This is a genomic window from Pseudomonas sp. NGC7, assembly GCF_047159675.1.
GTDB classification, from domain to species: domain Bacteria; phylum Pseudomonadota; class Gammaproteobacteria; order Pseudomonadales; family Pseudomonadaceae; genus Aquipseudomonas; species Aquipseudomonas kermanshahensis.
Window position 1 is genome coordinate 2,123,019 of record NZ_BAAFZY010000001.1, and the last position, 21,609, is coordinate 2,144,627.

The window sequence follows — 21,609 nt, forward strand, 5'->3', positions numbered from 1 at the left end:
CAGGTAAGCATGGCAGACGAATGGAAAGCCCCTGAGTCCGAACCCGAGGAGCGCGAAGAGCGCAAGAGTTGGAAGCTGTTGGAGAAGACCCTGCTGGCGGGCGTCCAGGAGCAGCGTCGCGCGCGTCGCTGGGGGATCTTCTTCAAGCTGCTGACCTTCGTCTACCTGTTCGGCATGCTGATGCTGTTCACGCCGCTGATGGACATGGACAAGGCGGCTTCGCGCAGTGCCAGCCATACGGCGCTGATCGAGGTGCGCGGCGTGATCGCCGACCAGGAGGCTGCCAGTGCCGATAACCTCGTCAAGAGCCTGCGTGAGGCGTTCAAGGACGCCAAGACCAAGGCGGTGGTGCTGCGCATCAACAGCCCAGGCGGCAGCCCGGTGCAGGCGGGTTATGTATATGACGAGATTCGTCGCCTGCGTGCCGAGTACCCGGCCATCAAACTGTATGCGGTAATTACCGACCTGGGCGCTTCCGGTGCTTACTACATTGCCAGTGCGGCGGACGAGATCTATGCCGACAAGGCTAGCCTGGTCGGCTCCATCGGGGTGACGGCAGCGGGTTACGGGTTTGTCGGGTCGATGGAGAAGCTTGGGGTCGAGCGACGCACGTACACTGCAGGCGAGCACAAGGCCTTCCTGGACCCGTTCTCGCCAGAGAAGCCGGAAGAGCGTGCGTTCTGGCAGGGTGTGCTGAACACCACGCACCAGCAGTTCATCGCCATGGTCAAGCAGGGGCGGGGTGACCGCCTGAAAGACAAAGAGCACCCGGAGCTGTTCAGTGGCCTGATCTGGACCGGCGAGCAGGCCAAGGCGCTGGGGCTGGTGGATGGCCTGGGCAGTGCCAGCTATGTCGCGCGGGAGATTGTCGGCGAGAAGGAGTTGGTGGATTTCACGGTCGAGGAATCGCCGTTTGATCGCTTCTCGAAGCGGCTGGGCGCTAGCGTGGCGGAGCATCTGGCGATGTATATGGGGTTCCAGGGGCCGTCGTTGCGCTGAGGGTTCGCCGTCGCAGTTTTGGTGCCTGTGAGATCAGGCGCCGCCCGCGCGCCCATGTCCCAGAAATAATTGGCCCGAAACAACTGTAGGAGCAGCCTTGTGCTGCGAAGCGCCGCGCAGGCGGCGCTCAATCTCATAAGCGCCACAAATGTTGAGCCTAAGGTATCTCCACCCCTTCCTTCGTCAACATATCCACCAGCCGAATCAGCGGCAGCCCCACCAGGCTGGTCGCATCGCAACCGTGCGTGCTTTGGAATAAGCTCACCCCCAGCCCTTCCGCCTTAAAGCTCCCGGCGCAATCCAGCGGCTGTTCTGCCGTTACATAGCGCTCGACCCGTTTGCGGTCCAATTCACGCATGGTGACGGTAAAGGGCACGCAATCGACCTGGCAGTGCCCCGTGGCGCTGTTCAGCAGTGCCAGCCCGGTCAGGAAGGTCACTTGCTGCCCGCTCGCCTCCAGCAGCTGCTCGCAGGCGCGGGCGAAGGTGTGTGGCTTGCCCAGGATCTGTTCACCCAGCACAGCGACCTGGTCAGAGCCAATGATCAGGTGCCCTGGGTGGCTGCCCGCCAATGCCTCAGCCTTTTGCCTGGCCAGGCGCCGTACCAGCTCCACGGCAGGCTCGTCACCCAGTCGCTGCTCGTCTATATCGGGGCTTGCGCAGGTGAATGGCAGGCGCAGGCGGGCGAGCAGTTCGCGTCGATAAGGGGAGCTGGAAGCCAGTAATAAGGGAAGCATGGTAGACTCCTGATCAGTTGAACCAAATTCTAACATGCAACATGCCGCCTAATTTCCTTTGACAGGTGCGGGGGGCATCCCTAGAATGCTGCGCCTATGTTGAATGACCCGATTCCACCTCACGTTGACCCGCGCAAATTAGCCGATCGTGGCGTAACCCTTAACGGTTCGCTGCAACTCGCTGATTTGGAAAGACTCTGCGACCCGCTTTCCGACAATGTCGGTACGGTGCAGGCGAAGTTAAATTTTGAACGAGATGAACAGCACGTGGTGGTTATCCACAGCGAGCTCGACGTCGAGGTCAAGATGGTTTGCCAGCGTTGTCTTGAGCTGGTCACCCTGCCGATCCACAGCGAATGTACTTACGCCGTGGTGAAGGAGGGTGCGAATACCCAGTCGTTGCCGAAAGGCTATGACGTGCTGGAACTGGGCGAAGATCCATTGGATCTGCAGGCGCTGGTCGAGGAGGAGCTTCTGCTCGCCTTGCCAATCGTGCCTGCTCATCATCCGGAAGAATGCCAGCAGCCGGCGGGCGCAGACGAGCCCGATTCGAGCAAGGACGAGGTATCGCGGTCCAACCCGTTCAGTGTTTTGGCGCAGTTAAAGCGTGACCCAAACGTTTAGGAGTTAATCAATTATGGCTGTTCAGCAGAACAAAAAATCCCGCTCTGCCCGTGACATGCGCCGTTCGCACGACGCTCTGTCGGAAAACGCGCTGTCGGTAGAGAAAACCACCGGTGAAGTTCACCTGCGCCACCACGTATCGCCAGAAGGCGTATACCGTGGTCGCAAAGTGGTCGACAAGGGCGCTGACGAGTAATCCTTGTCCGCTCAGATCATCGCGATCGACGCAATGGGCGGGGACTTCGGTCCCCGCAGCATTGTCCAGGCTAGCATTGCCTGCCTTTCGGCTACTCCCTCGCTGCACCTGACCCTCGTCGGTCAACCCTCCCTCCTTGAAGATCTTGTCAGCGGCCTTGCGGCGGCGGATCGCGCGCGCCTGCAGATTGTCGCGGCCAGCGAGGTGATTGGCATGGACGAGCGGCCATCCCAGGCGTTGCGTGGCAAACCGGATTCGTCGATGCGCATTGCGCTCGAGCTGGTGCGTGACGGCAAGGCCCAGGCCTGCGTGAGTGCCGGCAACACCGGGGCGCTGATGGCGTTGTCGCGTTTCGTGCTCAAAACCCTGCCGGGTATCGATCGGCCGGCCATGGTGGCGGCGATCCCGACTCAGGCGGGGTACTGCCAGTTGCTCGACCTGGGTGCCAATGTCGATTGCAGTGCCGAGAACCTCTTCCAGTTCGCCGTGATGGGCTCGGTGGCCGCCCAGGCGCTGGGTGTGCATCGGCCGCGCGTGGCGCTGTTGAATATCGGCACCGAGGACATCAAGGGCAACCAGCAGGTCAAGCTGGCGGCCACCTTGCTGCAGAACGCCCGTGGGCTTAACTATGTGGGCTTCGTCGAAGGCGATGGCCTGTACCGCGGCGAGGCTGACGTGGTGGTGTGTGACGGTTTTGTCGGCAACATCCTGCTCAAATCCAGCGAGGGCCTGGCGACGATGATCGCTGCGCGCATCGAGACGCTGTTCAAGGGTGGCGTGTTGTCGCGCGCTGCCGGCGCGCTGGCCATGCCACTGCTCAAGCGACTGCAGGCCGACCTGGCGCCGGCGCGGCACAACGGTGCGAGTTTCCTGGGTTTGCAGGGGATTGTCATCAAGAGTCACGGTTCGGCGGGGGTGCAGGGCTTTCAGAGTGCGATTCAGCGGGCGCTGATCGAGATTCAGGAAAACCTGCCGCAGCGGCTGCATGGCCGCCTTGAAGACCTGTTGCCTTAGGCAATTCGCCGATGAAGTGCTTAAATGTGACCGCTTGGTCCGCGTCTCCATCCAAGTTTTCAGATTCCGCGTCAGGCTGATGCCCGGCGCACCCTATCCGACGACAAGATCATAAGGGCTTGTTCAATGTCTGCATCCCTCGCATTCGTCTTTCCCGGTCAAGGTTCCCAGTCGCTCGGCATGCTCAAAGAATTGGGCGCCGAAAAGCCGGTGATCGTTGAGACCTTCAAGGAGGCCTCCGAGGCTCTGGGCTATGACCTGTGGAAGCTGGTCCAGGAAGGCCCGGAAGAACAACTCAACCAAACCGACAAGACCCAGCCGGCCATCCTCACTGCCTCGATCGCCCTGTGGCGCCTGTGGCTAGAAGAGGGCGGCGCGCAGCCGGCGTTCGTTTCCGGCCACAGCTTGGGTGAATACAGCGCCTTGGTTGCCGCTGGCAGCCTGTCGCTCAAAGATGCAGTGAAGCTGGTCAAGCGCCGTGGCGAACTGATGCAGGAGGCCGTGCCTGCCGGTCACGGCGCCATGGCCGCGATTCTCGGCCTGGACGATGCCGTAGTGGTCGATATCTGTGCCAAGGCCGCCGAAGATGAAGTGGTCAGCGCGGTGAACTTCAACTCGCCAGGTCAGGTCGTGATCGCGGGCAACACGGCTGCCGTGGATCGTGCCATGGCGCTGTGCAAAGAGGCCGGTGCCAAGCGCGCCCTGCCGTTGGCGGTCAGCGTGCCGTCGCACTGCGCCTTGATGAAGCCGGCTGCCGAGCGTTTTGCCGAATCGGTCAACGCCATCGAATGGAAGGCCCCGCAGATCCCGGTGGTGCAGAACGTCACCGCCGCTATCGCCGCCGACCTCGATGCGCTCAAGCATGACCTGCTGGCACAGCTTTACCAGCCCGTGCGCTGGGTCGAGTGCGTGCAGACCCTAGCCGCCAATGGCGCGGTCAACCTGGTCGAGTGCGGCCCGGGCAAAGTCCTCGCCGGCCTCAACAAGCGTTGCGCCGACGGTGTCACCACCTACAACCTCAATACCCCTGACGCCGTCGCCGCCACCCGTGCGGTGCTGGCCTGAATTGGAGAAGCTTGCATGAGCCTGCAAGGTAAAGTTGCACTGGTCACCGGCGCTAGCCGTGGCATCGGCCAGGCCATTGCCCTCGAACTGGGCCGCCAGGGCGCGACCGTGATCGGCACCGCCACGTCGGCTTCCGGCGCCGAGCGCATTGCCGCCACCCTCAAAGAGCACGGCATCGCCGGCACCGGCATGGAGCTGAACGTAACCAGCGCCGAGTCCGTGGAAGCGGTGCTGGGTGCCATCAGCGCACAGTTTGGTGCGCCGACCATCCTGGTCAACAACGCTGGCATCACTCGCGACAACCTCATGCTGCGCATGAAGGACGACGAGTGGTTCGACGTGATCGACACCAACCTGAACAGCCTCTACCGTCTGTCCAAGGGCGTGCTGCGCGGCATGACCAAGGCGCGTTGGGGTCGTATCATCAGCATCGGCTCGGTTGTCGGTGCCATGGGTAACGCTGGTCAGGCCAACTACGCGGCGGCCAAGGCCGGCCTCGAAGGCTTCAGTCGCGCCCTGGCGCGTGAAGTGGGCTCGCGTGGTATCACCGTCAACTCGGTGACCCCGGGCTTCATCGACACCGACATGACTCGCGAGCTGCCAGAAGCGCAGCGCGAAGCCCTGCAGACCCAGATTCCGCTGGGCCGCCTGGGCCAGGCCGAGGAAATCGCCAAGGTGGTTTCCTTCCTGGCCTCCGACGGCGCAGCCTATGTGACCGGCGCTACGGTGCCGGTCAACGGCGGGATGTACATGTAACAACTGCAACTCAATGTGACGGATTTCGTAAAAAAAGAGTCATACTGCGAGCCTAAAATCCGTTATAAAGCTGCAACCAGATTCCAGGCAGCGGGTGCGGTGACTAATCCGAAGGTGCGTTTAGCTTGAAAAGCGAACGTCTTTCTATAAAATTGGTCACCGGCCAGCTGCCTGACATATGTCCATTAGGAGTGAAAACTAGGTATGAGCACCATCGAAGAACGCGTCAAGAAAATCGTCGCCGAGCAACTGGGCGTCAAGGAAGAGGAAGTGACCAACGAGAAGTCCTTCGTCGATGACCTGGGTGCCGATTCGCTTGACACCGTTGAGCTGGTGATGGCTCTGGAAGAGGAATTCGAGACCGAGATTCCTGACGAAGAAGCCGAGAAGATCACTACCGTTCAAGCCGCTATCGACTACGTCAACAGCCACAAGGCCTAAGACGCAGTAGTCGACGCTTCTTGTCGGGAAAAACCGCACTGCCTTTGCTGGCGTGCGGTTTTTTCTTTGCGAGCCCCCTGCCTTCAGCTCAAGGGTATCGTTCACCGCGCACCGAGAGCCTGTTGTCATTCCATTCCATCGCATGAATGCAATGCCAAGAGACTCTGTTATTAGAAAAGGAGAGTACTGTGTCGCGTAGACGCGTCGTGGTCACCGGTATGGGTATGCTGTCGCCACTGGGTACCGATGTACCGAGCACCTGGCAGGGCATTCTGGCTGGCCGCAGTGGCATCGGTCCGATCGAACATACGGATCTGTCTGCCTACTCCACCCGTTTCGGCGGCTCGGTGAAAGGCTTTGAGGTCGAACAGTACCTGTCGGCCAAAGAGGCCCGCAAACTTGACCTGTTCATCCAGTACGGCCTGGCGGCCGGGTTCCAGGCCGTGCGTAATGCGGGCCTGGAGGTCAACGACAGCAACCGTGAACGCATTGGCGTGGCCATGGGTTCGGGCATTGGTGGCCTGACCAACATCGAAGAAACCAGCCGGACCCTGCACGAGCAGGGCCCGCGGCGTATTTCGCCGTTCTTCGTGCCGGGTTCGATCATCAACATGATCTCCGGTTTCCTGTCTATCCACTTGGGGTTGCAGGGCCCGAACTACGCCATTGCCACCGCCTGCACCACGGGCACCCACTGCATCGGCATGGCGGCGCGCAACATCGCCTACGGCGAAGCTGACGTGATGATCGCCGGTGGCGCCGAAATGGCCGCCTGCGGCCTGGGCATGGGCGGCTTCGGCGCATCGCGTGCGCTGTCGACCCGCAACGATGAGCCAAGCCGTGCCAGCCGTCCTTGGGACAAAGGCCGTGATGGTTTCGTGCTGTCTGACGGTGCCGGTGCCCTGGTGCTGGAAGAACTCGAGCACGCCAAGGCCCGTGGCGCGACCATTTATGCCGAGCTGGTTGGTTTCGGCATGAGCGGCGACGCTTACCACATGACCTCGCCACCCGATACCGGCGAAGGCGCTGCCCGTTGCATGGCCAATGCCCTGCGCGATGCGGGTATCCAGCCTGAAGAGGTCAGCTACATCAACGCCCACGGCACTTCGACCCCGGCCGGCGATATCGCCGAAGTGGCGGCGATCAAGCGTGTGTTCGGTGAGCATGCCTACAAGCTCGCGGTCAGCTCGACCAAGTCGATGACTGGCCACCTGCTGGGTGCTGCTGGCGCGGTGGAAGCGATCTTCAGCGTGCTGGCGATCAACAGCCAGATGGCGCCGCCGACCATCAACCTGGACGAGCCGGACGAAGGGTGTGACCTGGACTTCGTGCCACACCAGGCGCGCAGCATGCCGATCGATGTGGTGCTGTCCAACTCGTTCGGCTTTGGTGGCACCAACGGCTCGCTGGTGTTCCGCCGGTTCGCCGGTTGATGCACAGCTGGGTCGACGGCCAGCCGGCGGATGCAGTCAACCTGCAAAACCGCGGCCTGGCATACGGCGATGGTCTGTTCGAGACCATCGCCGTGCGCGGTGGCCGGCCCAGTTTGCTGGCGGGTCACCTCGCACGCTTGGCGCTGGGTTGCCAGCGCCTGGCAATCGACGTTGACCTGGTGTTGGTTGAAGACGAGCTCCTGCGTTACGCCAGCCAGCTCGGTGATGGCGTTGCCAAACTCATCCTGACCCGTGGCGACAGCCAGCGCGGCTATGCCCCGGTTGCCGGTGCCGCGGCACGGCGCATCCTTCAGGGCGGCCCACTGCCCAGCTATCCTGTCGAGCATGCCGAGCGTGGCGTGCGTTTGTTCCCGTGCCAGACCCGGCTTGGGGAACAACCGCTGCTGGCCGGGCTCAAACACCTCAATCGCCTGGAGCAGGTGCTGGCGCGTGCCGAATGGCAGGACAGCGAGCATGCCGAAGGCCTCATGCGAGATGGGCGGGGCAGGGTGGTCGAAGGGGTGTATAGCAATCTTTTCCTGGTGCGTGACGGCGTGCTACTGACCGCAGACCTCAGCCGATGCGGCGTCGCGGGAGTAATGCGTGCCGCGTTGTTGCAGCAGGCCCAGGCGCTGGCCATTCCCGTCCAGGTTCGTGACCTGGCATTCGATGAACTGCAGCAGGCGGATGAAGTATTCGTTTGCAACAGTGTCTATGGGGTCTGGCCTGTGCGGGGAATTGCCGCGCTGAACTGGTCGCCAGGCCCACTCACCCGTAAACTGCAGGCCGTTGCCCGTACGTTACTGGATACCTGAATTCGTGAGACGCAAATTCCTGCTGCTGCTGGAAATGGGGTTGATCCTGGCTGGCCTGGCATTCGGCTGGTCGGCCTGGAAGGTCAACTCGGTCCTGGAGCAGCCCTTGCACGTGACGCAGGAGCGCCTGCTCGATGTGCCCAATGGCACCAACCCCAACCGCATGTTCTACCGCATGCAGAACGAGGGGTTGCTCGATGACGCCTTTTGGCTGCGGCTTTACTGGCGCTTCAACATGGCCGGTACGCCCCTGCATACCGGTGAGTACCGCCTGACCCCGGGCATGACGGTCGAGCAGTTGTTCGATGCGTGGCGCCGCGGCGATGTCGTGCAGTACAACCTGACCCTGGTCGAAGGCTGGACCTTCCGCCAGGTACGCTCGGCGATCGCCAAGCACGAAAAGCTCAAGCACACGCTGGACGGCCTGACCGACGCCGAGGTCATGGACAAGCTTGGCCACACCGGGGTGTTCCCTGAAGGCCGCTTCTTCCCGGACACTTACCGCTTCGTGCGTGGCATGAGTGACATCGAATTGTTGCAGCAAGCCTACATGCGCCTGGACGAAGTGCTGGCCAAGGAGTGGTCGGAGCGCACCACTGACCTGCCTTATCGCGACCCCTACCAGGCGCTGATCATGGCCTCGTTGGTGGAGAAGGAAACCGGCATCCCGCAAGAGCGTGGGCAGATTGCCGGCGTGTTCGTGCGGCGCTTGCGCCTGGGCATGATGCTGCAGACCGACCCAACAGTGATCTATGGCATGGGCGAGCGCTACAACGGCAAAATCACCCGCGCCGACCTGCGTGAGCCAACGCCCTATAACACCTACACCATTACCGGCCTGCCGCCGACGCCCATCGCCATGGTCGGCCGCGAGGCGATTCACGCTGCGCTCAATCCGTCCGATGGCACCAGCTTGTATTTCGTTGCTCGCGGCGATGGCAGTCACGTGTTCTCCGACGACCTGGACGATCACAACTCGGCGGTGCGTGAGTTCCAGCTCAAGCGGCGGGCGGATTACCGCTCCAGCCCGGCTCCGCAGGCCCAGCCGGGTGCGGGGGAGGCCGTGGAGCCCGAGACGCCCGCAGCGGACCAGCCGACTGCGCAGCCTGAGCCCGATGAGGCGCCCGTGCAGGAAACCGCCCCGGCCAGCGACCCTGCCCCCGTCAATGCACCGGCCACTGCGCCGACGCCCGACGAACAACATTAAGGACTGCCTGTGAGCGGCTTGTTTATTACTCTGGAAGGCCCCGAAGGCGCGGGCAAAAGCACCAACCGTGAATACCTGGCGGCGCGCCTGCGCGAGCAAGGCCTGGATGTGTTGCTGACCCGCGAGCCGGGCGGTACGCCGCTGGCCGAGAAGGTGCGTGAACTGTTGCTGGCACCCAGCGATGAAACCATGGCGGCCGATACCGAGCTGTTGCTGGTGTTCGCTGCACGCGCCCAGCACCTGGCGCAGGTGATCCGTCCTGCGCTGGCCCGCGGCGCCGTGGTGTTATGTGACCGGTTTACCGATGCCACCTACGCCTATCAGGGCGGCGGTCGCGGGTTATCCGTCGAGCGTATCGCCACCTTGGAGCAATTCGTCCAGGGCGACCTGCGCCCTGACCTGACACTCGTATTCGACCTGCCCGTAGAAGTCGGCCTCGCCCGCGCCGCTGCGCGTGGCCGCCTGGACCGTTTCGAGCAGGAAGGCCAGGCGTTCTTCGAGGCTGTGCGCCAAGCCTACCTGCAGCGTGCCCATCGTGAGCCGCAGCGCTACAGCCTGCTGGACGCCGCGCAACCGCTGGAGGCCGTGCAGCGCGCCATCGATGCGCTGCTGCCGGGTATTCTGGAGCGTTGCCGTGGCTGAAGCCTACCCCTGGCAGCAGGCCATCTGGCAGCAGTTGGCCGGTCGCAGCCAGCACGCCCACGCCTACCTGCTGCATGGGCCGCAGGGCATTGGCAAGCGGGCCCTGGCCGAGCGGTTGATGGCGCGCCTGCTGTGTCAGCAGCCGCAGGGCCTGGATGCCTGTGGTAGCTGCAAGTCCTGCCTGCTGCTCAAGGCCGGTAGCCACCCCGACAACTACGTACTGGAGCCCGAAGAGGCCGACAAGCCGATCAAGGTCGACCAGGTGCGTGAGTTGGTGGCTTTCGTGGTGCAGACTGCGCAGTTGGGTGGGCGCAAAGTCGTGTTGATCGAGCCGGTCGAGGCAATGAACATCAACGCTTCCAACGCCCTGCTCAAAAGCCTTGAAGAGCCCTCTGGCGACACCGTTCTGCTGTTGGTCACGCACCAGCCCAGCCGCCTGTTGCCGACCATCAAGAGCCGTTGCCAGCAGGTCGCTTGCCCGCAGCCCAGCCTGGCCCAGAGCCAAGCCTGGCTGGCCCATGCGCTGGCCGACAGCGATGAAGCCGAGCGCGATGAGTTGTTGACCCTGGCCGCTGGTTCGCCATTGATGGCGGTGAGCTTGCAGGCGCAGGGCGTGCGCGAGCAGCGTGCGCTGGTCACCGACGGGGTGAAGAAACTGCTCAAGCAGCAGCAATCGCCCAGTCAGTTGGCAGAGGCTTGGAATGGCGTGCCGTTGTTGCTGTTGTTCGACTGGTTCTGCGACTGGTCGCACCTGATCCTGCGCTATCAGTTGACCCAGGACGAAGAAGGGTTAGGCTTGGCCGATATGCGCAAGGTTGTGCAGTACCTGGCGCAAAAAAGCCGCCAGGCCAACGTGCTTCAGGTGCAGGCGTGGATCCTGGAACAGCGCCAGAAGGTGCTGGGCAAGGCTAACCTGAACCGCGCCCTGCTGCTCGAAGCGCTGCTGGCGCACTGGCAGCAGTTGCCAGGCGCCCGCTGACTTTCCCTTTTCATGTGTGCCGTTATCCCATGCTCGTAGATTCCCATTGCCACCTTGACCGTCTTGACCTGAGCGCCCACCAGGGCTCCCTCGATGCCGCCCTGCAAGCCGCGCGTGAGCGCGGGGTGGGGCACTTCCTGTGCATTGGCGTCAGCGCTGAGAACGCTGGTGCGGTCAAAGCGCTGAGTGAGCAGTACGCCGATGTCGATTGTTCGGTGGGGGTGCACCCGCTCGACCTGGCACCGGGCGAAACCCCGGCGTTGGAGTGGCTGTTGCGTGAGTTGGCGCATCCGCATGTGGTGGCGATCGGTGAAACCGGCCTGGATTACCACTACGAGCCGGAAGCCGCCGAGTTGCAGCAGGCATCGTTTCGCCTGCACCTGGAGGCCTCGCGCCAGACCGGCAAGCCGGTGATCGTGCATACCCGTGCTGCGCGGGCCGACACCCTGGCGCTGCTGCACGAGGCGAACCTGCCCCAGGCCGGTGTGCTGCACTGCTTCACCGAAGACTGGGACATGGCCAAGGCGGCGCTGGACCTGGGCTACTACATCTCGTTGTCGGGCATCGTCACCTTCCGCAATGCCGATGCCTTGCGTGAGGTGGCGCGCCAAGTGCCTGTCGACCGCCTGCTGGTGGAGACCGATTCGCCATACCTGGCACCGATACCGCACCGGGGCAAGCCTAACCTGCCGCAGTATGTGCGTGAGGTGGCCGAATACGTCGCCTCGTTGCGAGGGGCCAGCTATGAGCAGTTGGCGGAGCAGACCACCGCCAACTTCAAGCGGTTGTTCCCGCTGGCTCGCGTGGCCGGGTAGCGCGACAGGCAAAAAAAACCCGGGTTCTGGGGGAGGGAATCCGGGTTAAGACCATTAGGAGTAAAACAAAGGTACGCGGTCCCTGAGCACCTTTATCGGCGCGCCACTTGGGGGGGATGCGCCGCGCCAACACTTCAAGTATTGGTCAGGTTTGGCGCAGTGCCAGTGGCTGTTGGTCGTTTTTTAAACAGATTTGGAATACGCCCGCGTTCCGTTGCACTTTCAGTGCATGGCCAGGCGCCGCACCTGCTGAACAGTTTCGTCGATCAGTTGCTCAACGGTATAGAAATGCGGTGAAAATCGCACACCGCCGCCGCGCAAAGCGCAAATTGTGCGCTGGGCCATCAAGGCCTTGTAGATGTCCACGCTGGCCTGCCCTTTGATACTGAATGTGACGATGCCCGCTCGTCGGTCTGGGTCAGCCGGGGTGTGCAGCACAATACCGGGCACTGATGCCAAGCCTTCATACAACTGGGCCACGCACTGCTGCAATTGCTGCGCGACCGTGCCGATACCGACCTCCTCCAGGAGCGACAGGCTTGCCTCCAGCGCATGGGTGCCGAGCATGTTCGGGCTGCCACACTCGAAACGCCGTGCGCTGTGAGCGGGCTGCCATTGGCGTTGGTCGAAGTCGCCCAAGTGTTCCAGCATGTGCCAGCCATAGGCATTGAGTTCAAGTTGCGGGCGTAGCGCGGCGCGGCAATAGAACATCCCCAGCCCCTCAGGGCCGAGCATCCACTTATGGCCATCGGCCACGGCAAAATCACACTGAAAGCGTTGCACGTCGAAGGGCAGGGCGCCTACCTGCTGAATGGCATCGACGCAGAACAGTACATTACGCGCCCGGCAACCCTCACCCAGGCGCGCCAGGTCCAGGCGCAGGCCGCTGCCGAACTGCACCGCACTGACCGCCAATAGCCGGGTGCGTGGGCCGCAGGCCGTCAGCAAGGTGGCTTCGGGGTCTGGGCCGGCCAGGCTGGCTTCGATCACCTGCACGCCACGGTCGGCCAACGCCTCCCACACCACGCGGTTGGAGGGGAACTCTTCGTCGCTGATCACCACCTGGTCGCCCGCTGCCCAGTCCAGCCCAAAGGCGACCAGCGACAGCCCTTCGGAGGTGTTCTTCACCAAGGCGATATCGCCAGGCGAGGGCGCATGGATAAGCCGCGCCAGCCGCGCGCGCAGACGTCGCTCGGTGGCCAGCCAGGATGGGTACTCGCTGGCACCTAGGCAAACGTTGTCGCGGGCGAAGCGGGCCACTGCCTCGGCAGCCCGCCGTGGCCAGGGGGCGATGGCGGCGTGGTTCAGGTAGCGCAGCCCGGGGGCATGGTCAAACTCATCGTGAAACATAGACATGGTTGGATGATCCGTGCAATTTCCCGCAAGTTAGGCATAATAAACCGCTTCGATTGTCATCCAGTCCTTCCTATGCAGAAAGAACCTCGTAAGGTCCGTGAGTTTCGCCGTCGCGAACAGGAAATCCTCGATACCGCGCTAAAGCTGTTTCTCGAACAGGGTGAAGACAGTGTCACCGTCGAGATGATCGCTGACGCGGTAGGTATCGGCAAAGGCACGATCTACAAGCACTTCAAGTCCAAGGCGGAGATCTACCTGCGCCTGATGCTCGACTACGAGCGTGATTTGAACGAGCTGTTGCATTCGGCCGACGTCGACCGTGACAAGGAAGCCCTGTCGCGCGCCTACTTCGAGTTCCGCATGCGCGACCCGCAGCGCTATCGCCTGTTCGACCGCCTGGAAGAAAAGGTGGTCAAGGGTAATCAGGTGCCGGAGATGGTCGAGCAGTTGCATAGCATCCGCGCCTCCAACTTCGATCGCCTCACCCAGTTGATCAAGGGCCGTATCAGCGAAGGCAAGCTCGAAGACGTACCGCCGTACTTCCACTACTGCGCGGCCTGGGCGTTGGTGCATGGCGCCGTGGCGCTGTACCACTCGCCGTTCTGGAGCAATGTGCTTGAAGATCAGGAAGGTTTCTTCCAGTTCCTCATGGACATCGGCGTACGCATGGGCAACAAGCGCAAACGCGACCCGGAACCCACCCACTGACCGGTCCGGTGGCTCCAGCATGAACAAGGTACTTGCAAAAACCTGATTTATGAGTCAGGTTTTGCCAGCCCCGCTTCATCCATGCTGGAGTCATCCATGATCGTCGATCGTCAAGGCAGGCGTTTTCGCAACCTGCGTGTCAGCCTGACGGCTGCCTGTAACTACGCGTGCACTTACTGCGTGCCCAATGGCAAACGCCTGGTGGCGGCGCAGGACGAGCTGTCGGCGCAAGCCCTGGCGCGGGGCGTTGCTTACCTCATCGAGGCCGCGGGTATCGAGCGTTTACGCATTACGGGTGGCGAGCCGCTGGTCAGCCCCCGGCTGGATGGCTTTCTGGCTGCCATTGCCAAACTCCCCCTCGACGATATCTCGCTGACCACCAATGGCCAGTTGCTCGCGCGCAAGCTGCCAGCGCTTCATGCCGCCGGCATCCGCCGTTTGAATGTGTCCCTCGATACCCTAGACCCGCTAGCGTTTCGCCGCATCGCCCGTGGTGGCGACCTGGCCAGTGTGCTGGCAGGCATGCAGCGCGCCAGCGAGCAGGGCATGCGCATCAAAGTGAACATGGTGCCGATGCGTGGGCAAAACCTCGACCAGGTCTTGCCGCTGCTGGATTACTGCCTCGAGCGGGGTTTCGAGCTGCGCTTCATCGAGCTCATGCGCATGGGCCACTTGGCCAGTGATCGCAACGCATTTTTGCAGCAATTCGTGGGCCTCGACCAGGTGCTCGGGCTGATTGGTACCGAGCATGCCTTCGAGCAGGTCGACGTGCCGGTGGATGCTACGGCCCTGCGTTACCAGATCCCGGGTAAAGGCCATTTCGGCGTAATTGCCAACGAGAGCGTGCCGTTTTGCCGCGGTTGCTCACGACTACGTTTGTCATCTACGGGTTGGCTGCATGGCTGCCTGTCGTCGAGCAACCGCCACTTTGTCGGCGATCTGCTGGAAAAGCCGCGTCATCAAGCGCTCCCTGCCTTGCAGCGGCTGCTGGTCAAAGCCCTGGCAGACAAGCAGGATGTGGCGTTTTCCGGGGGTGTTACGGTGATGAAGGTAATCGGCGGCTGAGTCTGGCGCAAAAGCTGCATCCGCCGGCTATTCGCCGGTTTTTCGTCGCCGGCCACTGGAGGAAAGATGCGTAGCCTGGTCTTGCTGCTGGCGCTGATGGCGTTGGGCGGCTGCATGAATGTCAGCGATATGGGCGAAGGCGTCCGTTACCACATGAGCGACGCCGGTCTGCTCGACCACAGCGATACCCGCAGGACCCTGTCGATCCGCCTGCAGCCCGACTCGTTCATCTTCATTGGCCAGGGTGCCTTCGTGCCGCCCGGTAAAGGGCCAGTACCGCACCAGAACGTGGTGGCCGACCAGGCCTTCAAGAGCTTCGTCGAGTATTTCCCCCTGGTACGCCGTGCCCAAGGCCCGCTCGGCTTGGAGGACGCGATCGCCCAGGCGCGCTCGGTGGGCGCGGACTACGTGCTGTACACCCGTTTTGCACGTACCGACGACCGCATCGGCAACGGCGACGAATGGTATGACGAACAGGCTGTCGACCGTCTCGGCTGGGACACTGGGGTGGTGCAGATGATGCTGATTGAAACCAATACCCGCTACTTGATCGACACCGCACGCATCAAAAGCCGTGGCGGTTTGTTGACGTTCCACGACAATACGCCGGAAGATTTGCTTGCCGCGCCGATGCGCGAGTACGCTCGGAGCCTTCTGGGCATGAGCGAATGAGGCAAGCGTGATGAGCGACTCCGGCAAGGCCAATGACCTTCTGGCGCAAATCCCCAAGGCAAAGGGTTTGCCGCCCGTGCACCTGTGGAACCCGGACTTCTGCGGCGACATCGACATGCGCATCGCCCGCGACGGTACCTGGTATTACCTGGGCACGCCGATCGGGCGCAAGCCGATGGTGCGGTTGTTTTCCACGATCATCCGCCGCGACGGCGATGACTACTTCCTGATAACCCCGGTGGAGAAGGTCGGCATCCGTGTCGACGATGCGCCCTTTGTCGCGGTTACTCTGGAGGTGCAGGGCGAGGGCGAGCAACAAATATTGCGCTTCACCAGCAATGTCGACGACCAGGTCGAGGCGGGGCCGGATAACCCATTGCGGGTCGAGCTCGATCCTGTCACGCAAGAGCCATCTCCCTACGTGCTGATGCGCAGCAACCTTGAGGCGCTGATTCATCGCAATGTGTTCTACCAACTGGTCGAGCTGGCGGTGCCGCGCATTATCGAGGGTGAAGAGTGGCTGGGGGTATGGAGCCGGGGTGAGTTCTATCCGATCGGGCGTACCGGCTGAGATCTGTGTGGCTGGCATGCGCATGCCTTGAGTATGGCGGTGTCAATCAGACCGAGCGCCGCCCGCCCGGCGCTCGGTCTGCCAGGCGCTGCAGCATTCCAACCGTACAACGAAAAAGCCCCCGGTTGCTTGCGCACCCGGGGGCTTTTCAGTGTTTGGCTCCGCGACCTGGACTCGAACCAGGGACCCAATGATTAACAGTCATTTGCTCTACCGACTGAGCTATCGCGGAATCTGCGCATATCTTACTGATCACCAAAGGGAAGTCAAGCTTCCCCCTGGTAAATCAGAACCGAATCAAGCAGTTACAGCACTTCGACGATAGCCTTGGTGACCACGTGGATGTTGCTTTGATTCAGTGCAGCGACCGCGATGCGGCCAGTGTCCAGCGCGTAGATGCCGAACTCGTTCTTCAGGCGTGCCACTTGCTCGACGGTCAGGCCGGAGTAGGAGAACATGCCCACTTGGCGGCCAACGAAGCTGAAGTCGCGCTGAGCACCGTAGGTGGCCAGCAGCTCGACCATCTGCTTGCGCATGCCGTGGATGCGCTGGCGCATTTCGCCCAGCTCCGCTTCCCACATCTGACGCAGTTCATCGTTGTTGAGCACGGTGGCGACGATGGTCGCGCCATGGGTCGGCGGGTTGGAGTAGGTGGTGCGGATCACGCGCTTGACCTGGGACAGCACGCGGGTGCTTTCGTCCTTGGAGCCGGTCACGATCGACAGGGCGCCGACGCGCTCGCCATACAGCGAGAACGACTTGGAGAACGAGCTGGAAACAAAGAAGTCCAGGCCCGACTCGGCGAACAGGCGCACGGCGAAGGCGTCTTCAGCGATGCCGTCACCAAAGCCCTGGTAGGCCATGTCGAGGAATGGCACGTGGCCCTTGGCCTTGACTACTTCCAGGACGTTTTTCCAGTCGTCCAGGGTGAGGTCGACGCCGGTCGGGTTGTGGCAGCAGGCGTGCAGGACGACGATCGAGCCGGACGGCAGGCTGTTCAGGTCTTCGAGCATGCCGGCGCGGTTGACGTCGTTGCTCGGTGCGTCGTAATAGCGGTAGTTCTGTACCGGAAAGCCTGCGGTCTCGAACAGGGCGCGGTGGTTTTCCCAGCTTGGGTCGCTGATGGCAACCACGGCATTGGGCGACAGGCGCTTGAGGAAGTCGGCGCCAATCTTCAGCGCACCGGTGCCGCCAACGGCTTGCACGGTGACGACACGGCCAGCGGCCAGCAGCGGCGACTCGGCGCCGAACAGCAGTTTTTGCACGGCCTGGTCGTAAGTCGCGATACCGTCGATCGGCAAGTAGCCGCGCGAGGCATGCTGGGCAGCACGCTGGGTCTCGGCTTCGATCACGGCGCGCAGCAGCGGAATGCGGCCTTCCTCATTGCAGTAGACGCCCACGCCCAGGTTGACCTTATCGGTACGTGGATCGGCGTTGAATGCTTCGTTGAGGCCCAGAATAGGGTCGCGGGGTGCCAGCTCGACAGCGGAAAACAGGCTCATTGTTACCTTGGCTCTGATTGGAGAGTGATAGGACGTACACGCTCCAGCCGAATGCACTGAAGCGGTGCACAAACGGGGAGTCAGTATAGTGATACCGACCGGTCACTGCGACACTCTGGCGCAGCTTTTCCGGCCATTTACCCAAATATTTTTTGACCATTGGTCTTATTGCCGTGTCCACAGCAATAAGCGTTCACAGCTGGGGCTTGAAACCGGCCCCGAGCGAACGCATTTGGGTATAGACTACTGGCTAAATTTACAGTTGCTGCGACACCGCGAGGTCCCTCATGTCCGAGTTCCAGCTCGTCACCCGTTTCCAACCGGCCGGCGATCAGCCCGAAGCCATTCGCCAGATGGTCGAAGGCATCGAGGCGGGGCTTTCGCACCAGACGTTGCTCGGCGTGACCGGCTCGGGCAAAACCTTCAGCATCGCCAACGTCATTCAGCAGGTGCAGCGACCGACCCTGGTGCTGGCGCCGAACAAGACCCTGGCGGCGCAGCTGTATGGCGAGTTCAAGGCGTTCTTCCCGAACAACGCGGTCGAGTATTTCGTTTCCTACTACGACTACTACCAGCCCGAAGCCTATGTGCCCTCGTCCGATACCTTCATCGAGAAAGATGCGTCAATCAACGACCACATCGAGCAGATGCGCCTGTCGGCGACCAAGGCCTTGCTGGAGCGGCGCGACGCGATCATCGTCACCACCGTGTCGTGCATCTATGGCCTGGGCAGCCCCGAGACCTACCTGAAGATGGTCCTGCACGTGGACCGCGGCGACAAACTCGACCAGCGCGCCTTGCTGCGCCGCCTGGCTGACTTGCAGTACACCCGCAACGAGATGGATTTCGCTCGCGCCACCTTCCGCGTGCGCGGCGACGTAATCGACGTGTTCCCGGCCGAATCCGACCTTGAAGCCATCCGCATCGAGCTGTTCGATGATGAAGTGGAGAACATCGCTGCTTTCGACCCGCTCACTGGCGAGGTCTTCCGCAAGCTGCCGCGCTTCACATTCTACCCCAAGAGCCACTACGTGACCCCGCGTGAGACGCTGCTCGACGCCGTCGAAGGCATCAAGGAAGAGCTCAAGGACCGGCTCGAATACCTGCATAAGGGCAACAAACTGGTGGAGGCGCAGCGGCTGGAGCAGCGCACCCGTTTCGACCTGGAGATGATCCTGGAGCTGGGTTACTGCAACGGCATCGAAAACTACTCGCGCTATCTGTCCGGGCGCCCCTCCGGCGCGCCGCCACCCACCCTTTACGACTACCTGCCCGCCGATGCGCTGCTGGTGATCGACGAGTCGCACGTCAGCGTCCCCCAGGTCGGCGCCATGTACAAGGGCGACCGCTCGCGCAAGGAAACCCTGGTGGAATACGGCTTCCGCCTGCCTTCGGCGCTGGACAACCGGCCCATGCGCTTCGATGAATGGGAGTCGGTAAGCCCGCAGACCATTTTCGTTTCGGCAACCCCCGGTCCTTACGAGGCCGAACATGCTGGCCGCGTGGTCGAGCAGGTGGTGCGGCCTACCGGCCTGGTCGACCCACAAGTGGAGATACGCCCGGCGTTGACCCAGGTCGACGACCTGCTGTCGGAGATCCGCAAGCGTGTTGACGCGGGTGAGCGGGTGCTGGCGACCACGCTGACCAAGCGCATGGCCGAGGACCTCAGTGATTACCTGGCCGACCACGACGTGCGGGTGCGTTACCTGCACTCGGACATCGACACGGTCGAACGGGTGGAAATCATCCGCGACCTGCGCTTGGGCACCTTCGATGTGCTGGTCGGCATCAACCTGCTGCGCGAGGGCCTGGACATGCCCGAAGTGTCGCTGGTGGCGATTCTCGATGCCGACAAGGAAGGCTTCCTGCGTTCCGAGCGGTCACTGATCCAGACCATTGGCCGGGCCGCGCGTAACCTCAATGGTCGCGCCATCCTGTACGCCGACCAGATGACCGGCTCCATGCAGCGGGCCATCGACGAGACTGAGCGGCGCCGGGAGAAGCAGATTGCCTTCAACCTGGCCAACGGTATCGTGCCCAAGGGGGTGGTCAAGGACATCACCGACATCATGGAAGGCGCTACCGTACCTGGTTCGCGCAGCAAGAAGCGCAAGGGTATGGCCAAGGCAGCGGAGGAGAGCGCCCGCTACGAAGCCGAGCTGCGCACGCCGGGCGAGATCACCAAGCGTATCAAGCAGCTGGAAGAGAAGATGATGCAGTTCGCCCGGGACCTGGAGTTCGAGGCGGCAGCGCAAATGCGCGACGAGATTACCCAGTTGCGGGAGCGGCTGATCACCAGCTGATCCTTTGCTCCCGGTTAGGCCTCTTCGCGGGGCAAGCCCGCTCCCACAGGTACCTCACTGCCCTTGTGAAAAGTGAGGTATCTGTGGGAGCGGGCTTGTCTCAGGATGAACGCAGCTCTCAAAGTCAGTGGGCATTTGTGGGAGCGGGCTTGCCCCGCGAAGAGGCCGGTACAGGCAACAAACAAATCAGCTCAATGAGCCTCCCCAGCCTTCAACCCCTCCGGCAGCTTGCGCGTCAACAGCACCGCTACCATGCTCACCGCCAAGCCGATGCCGACAAAGTGGAAGGCATCGTTGTACGCCATGATCTGCGCCTGCTGATGGGTGATCTCACTCAGCTTGCCAAGCGCCGCCGTCTCACTGCCCAGTCGCTCCGCCAGTTGCGCCAAGCGCTCTGCCACCTGTGGGTTGCTGGGCACCACCGATTCGCGCAGGTAGTCGAAGTACACCTTGGTCCGCGCATCCAGCAAGGTGGCCAGCAAGGCAATGCCAATGGCCCCACCCAGGTTGCGCAGGATGTTGAACAGGCTCGATGCCGACCCGGCATCTTGTTGCTGGATATAGGCCGTGGCAATCAACGAAATGGTCACCATGATCATCGGTTGCCCCAGTGCCCGAATGATCTGGATGTGGTTGAACTGCGGCCCCGCAAAGTCCGGGTTAAGTACCCCCGAGCCAAAGCTGGCGGCCCCAAACAGGCAGAAGCCTACAGCGCACAGTATTTTCGGCGAGACCACTTTCATCAGCTGCGGTACCAGCGGAATCAGAAACAGCTGCGGTACCCCCATCCACATGATCACCTCGCCGATCTGCAGGGCGTTGTAGCCCTGGATCTGCGCCAGGTACAGCGGCAACAAATAGATTGAGCCATACAGCCCGACCCCCATGCCCAGGCTGGCAATACTCGACAGCCCAAAGTTGCGGTTGCCGAGGATGCGCAGGTTGATCAAAGGGTGCGGCTTGGAAAACTGCAGGATGACAAAGGTAATCAGGCTGATCAGGGCGACGGTGCCCAGGCTGACGATCAGGTTCGATTCCAGCCAATCCTTGCGATGGCCTTCCTCGAGAAAGACCTGCAGGCAGCCCAGCCCCAGGCCGAGCGTGACGATGCCGGCATAGTCGGTGCTCTTCAGCAGCTCCCAATGCGCCTCTTTTTTCTCCAGCCCGTACAGCAGCCCAGCGATCATCACCAAGCCTGGCGGGATGTTGATGTAGAAGATGTACTCCCAGCCCCAGTTCTCGGTCAGCCACCCACCCAGGGTCGGGCCGATCGAGGGCGCGAAGGTGGCCGTCATGGCGAACATGGCCATGCCCTTGGCGCGGTGGTGCTCGGGTAGCTTGATCAGGGTCAGGGTGAAGGCCAGGGGGATCAGCGCGCCACCGGTAAAGCCCTGCAGTGCACGGAACATGATCATGCTCTCCAGGTTCCAGGCCATGGAGCAGAGCAGGGACGACAGCAAAAAGCCGGCCGAAACCCACACCGCCAAGCGCCGGGCGGACAGCAACTGCACCAGCCAGGCGGTCAGCGGGATCATGATGATTTCCGCCACCAAGTAGGAGGTGGAGATCCACGAGCCTTCTTCCAAGGTCGCGGAAAGTGCGCCCTGGATGTCCTTCAACGATGAGTTGGTGATCTGGATGTCGAGCACGGCCATGAAGGCGCCGAGCATCACGCTCATCACCGCAATCCAGTCGCGCCGGGTGGGCTCG

The 21,609-nt window shown here is 62.1% G+C and carries 22 protein-coding genes and 1 tRNA gene; 18 read left to right on the top strand and 5 right to left on the bottom strand.

The window, feature by feature from the left end; genetic code table 11:
• Positions 1-9: 9 nt before the first annotated feature.
• On the top strand, positions 10-999 hold the full coding sequence (gene sppA, locus ACMCNM_RS09720) for a signal peptide peptidase SppA (protein ID WP_186681994.1): 990 nt from the start codon (positions 10-12) through the stop codon (positions 997-999).
• Between the two features lie 157 nt (positions 1,000-1,156).
• On the opposite strand, the gene ACMCNM_RS09725 is transcribed toward sppA, so the two are convergent.
• The gene (locus ACMCNM_RS09725) at positions 1,157-1,735 is read right to left on the bottom strand and encodes a Maf family protein (protein ID WP_186681996.1); all 579 of its coding nucleotides are present in this window, start codon (positions 1,733-1,735) and stop codon (positions 1,157-1,159) included.
• A 96-nt stretch (positions 1,736-1,831) separates the two neighbouring features.
• Here ACMCNM_RS09725 and ACMCNM_RS09730 point away from each other — a divergent pair, with 96 nt between their 5' ends.
• From ACMCNM_RS09730 to ACMCNM_RS09785, 12 genes are all read left to right on the top strand, one after another.
• Entirely contained in the window at positions 1,832-2,359 is a 528-nt protein-coding gene (locus ACMCNM_RS09730; protein WP_027596077.1) for a YceD family protein, read from the top strand.
• 13 nt (positions 2,360-2,372) lie between these two features.
• Positions 2,373-2,555: a 50S ribosomal protein L32 gene (rpmF, locus tag ACMCNM_RS09735; protein WP_003247154.1), complete on the top strand. Its 183-nt coding sequence runs from the start codon at positions 2,373-2,375 to the stop codon at positions 2,553-2,555.
• Positions 2,556-2,558: 3 nt separating this feature from the next.
• Positions 2,559-3,569: a phosphate acyltransferase PlsX gene (plsX, locus tag ACMCNM_RS09740; protein WP_081717536.1), complete on the top strand. Its 1,011-nt coding sequence runs from the start codon at positions 2,559-2,561 to the stop codon at positions 3,567-3,569.
• Positions 3,570-3,695: 126 nt separating this feature from the next.
• Positions 3,696-4,634: an ACP S-malonyltransferase gene (fabD, locus tag ACMCNM_RS09745; RefSeq protein ID WP_412764267.1), complete on the top strand. Its 939-nt coding sequence runs from the start codon at positions 3,696-3,698 to the stop codon at positions 4,632-4,634.
• A 15-nt stretch (positions 4,635-4,649) separates the two neighbouring features.
• Entirely contained in the window at positions 4,650-5,390 is a 741-nt protein-coding gene (gene fabG, locus ACMCNM_RS09750) for a 3-oxoacyl-ACP reductase FabG (RefSeq protein WP_027596080.1), read from the top strand.
• 204 nt (positions 5,391-5,594) lie between these two features.
• Complete coding sequence (gene acpP / locus ACMCNM_RS09755; RefSeq protein ID WP_008096410.1) at positions 5,595-5,831, top strand: acyl carrier protein; 237 nt, start codon at positions 5,595-5,597, stop codon at positions 5,829-5,831.
• A gap of 188 nt (positions 5,832-6,019) precedes the next feature.
• Positions 6,020-7,264 (top strand): beta-ketoacyl-ACP synthase II, encoded by a 1,245-nt coding sequence (fabF, locus tag ACMCNM_RS09760; protein WP_027596081.1) that lies wholly within the window; start codon positions 6,020-6,022, stop codon positions 7,262-7,264.
• On the top strand, positions 7,264-8,079 hold the full coding sequence (gene pabC / locus ACMCNM_RS09765; RefSeq protein ID WP_412764268.1) for an aminodeoxychorismate lyase: 816 nt from the start codon (positions 7,264-7,266) through the stop codon (positions 8,077-8,079). Before fabF ends, pabC begins: the two co-directional genes overlap by 1 nt.
• A gap of 4 nt (positions 8,080-8,083) precedes the next feature.
• A complete protein-coding gene (mltG, locus tag ACMCNM_RS09770; RefSeq protein WP_412764269.1) occupies positions 8,084-9,286 on the top strand; it encodes an endolytic transglycosylase MltG in 1,203 nt (400 codons plus the stop codon).
• A 9-nt stretch (positions 9,287-9,295) separates the two neighbouring features.
• Positions 9,296-9,928, top strand: a complete 633-nt coding sequence (gene tmk / locus ACMCNM_RS09775) for a dTMP kinase (protein ID WP_099430108.1) — start codon at positions 9,296-9,298, stop codon at positions 9,926-9,928.
• Positions 9,921-10,907, top strand: a complete 987-nt coding sequence (locus tag ACMCNM_RS09780) for a DNA polymerase III subunit delta' (protein WP_099453311.1) — start codon at positions 9,921-9,923, stop codon at positions 10,905-10,907. Before tmk ends, ACMCNM_RS09780 begins: the two co-directional genes overlap by 8 nt.
• 29 nt (positions 10,908-10,936) lie before the next feature.
• Positions 10,937-11,722, top strand: a complete 786-nt coding sequence (locus tag ACMCNM_RS09785; protein ID WP_412764270.1) for a TatD family hydrolase — start codon at positions 10,937-10,939, stop codon at positions 11,720-11,722.
• Between the two features lie 222 nt (positions 11,723-11,944).
• Here ACMCNM_RS09785 and ACMCNM_RS09790 read toward each other — a convergent pair whose 3' ends face one another.
• The gene (locus ACMCNM_RS09790) at positions 11,945-13,078 is read right to left on the bottom strand and encodes an aminotransferase class V-fold PLP-dependent enzyme (protein WP_412764271.1); all 1,134 of its coding nucleotides are present in this window, start codon (positions 13,076-13,078) and stop codon (positions 11,945-11,947) included.
• 72 nt (positions 13,079-13,150) lie between these two features.
• Between ACMCNM_RS09790 and ACMCNM_RS09795 the strand changes: the two genes are divergently transcribed.
• The 4 genes from ACMCNM_RS09795 (at position 13,151) to ACMCNM_RS09810 (ending at position 16,094) form a co-directional block, all read left to right on the top strand.
• Positions 13,151-13,786, top strand: coding sequence for a TetR/AcrR family transcriptional regulator (locus tag ACMCNM_RS09795; protein WP_027596088.1), 636 nt, complete (start codon positions 13,151-13,153; stop codon positions 13,784-13,786).
• Between the two features lie 96 nt (positions 13,787-13,882).
• Positions 13,883-14,851, top strand: coding sequence for a GTP 3',8-cyclase MoaA (locus ACMCNM_RS09800; protein ID WP_186682010.1), 969 nt, complete (start codon positions 13,883-13,885; stop codon positions 14,849-14,851).
• 66 nt (positions 14,852-14,917) lie between these two features.
• Positions 14,918-15,523 carry a DUF4823 domain-containing protein gene (locus ACMCNM_RS09805; RefSeq protein WP_027596090.1) on the top strand — a complete coding sequence of 202 codons (606 nt, stop codon included), beginning with the start codon at positions 14,918-14,920 and terminating at the stop codon, positions 15,521-15,523.
• Between the two features lie 10 nt (positions 15,524-15,533).
• On the top strand, positions 15,534-16,094 hold the full coding sequence (locus tag ACMCNM_RS09810; RefSeq protein WP_186682012.1) for a DUF1285 domain-containing protein: 561 nt from the start codon (positions 15,534-15,536) through the stop codon (positions 16,092-16,094).
• Between the two features lie 156 nt (positions 16,095-16,250).
• Here ACMCNM_RS09810 and ACMCNM_RS09815 read toward each other — a convergent pair.
• Positions 16,251-16,326: transfer RNA gene (locus tag ACMCNM_RS09815), tRNA-Asn, on the bottom strand.
• A 73-nt stretch (positions 16,327-16,399) separates the two neighbouring features.
• Positions 16,400-17,596 carry an amino acid aminotransferase gene (locus ACMCNM_RS09820; RefSeq protein WP_027596092.1) on the bottom strand — a complete coding sequence of 399 codons (1,197 nt, stop codon included), beginning with the start codon at positions 17,594-17,596 and terminating at the stop codon, positions 16,400-16,402.
• 287 nt (positions 17,597-17,883) lie between these two features.
• Between ACMCNM_RS09820 and uvrB the strand changes: the two genes are divergently transcribed.
• Positions 17,884-19,899: an excinuclease ABC subunit UvrB gene (uvrB, locus tag ACMCNM_RS09825; RefSeq protein WP_027596093.1), complete on the top strand. Its 2,016-nt coding sequence runs from the start codon at positions 17,884-17,886 to the stop codon at positions 19,897-19,899.
• Positions 19,900-20,090: 191 nt separating this feature from the next.
• Here uvrB and ACMCNM_RS09830 read toward each other — a convergent pair whose 3' ends face one another.
• Complete coding sequence (locus ACMCNM_RS09830) at positions 20,091-21,581, bottom strand: MDR family MFS transporter (RefSeq protein WP_172961391.1); 1,491 nt, start codon at positions 21,579-21,581, stop codon at positions 20,091-20,093.
• Positions 21,582-21,609 lie beyond the last annotated feature (28 nt).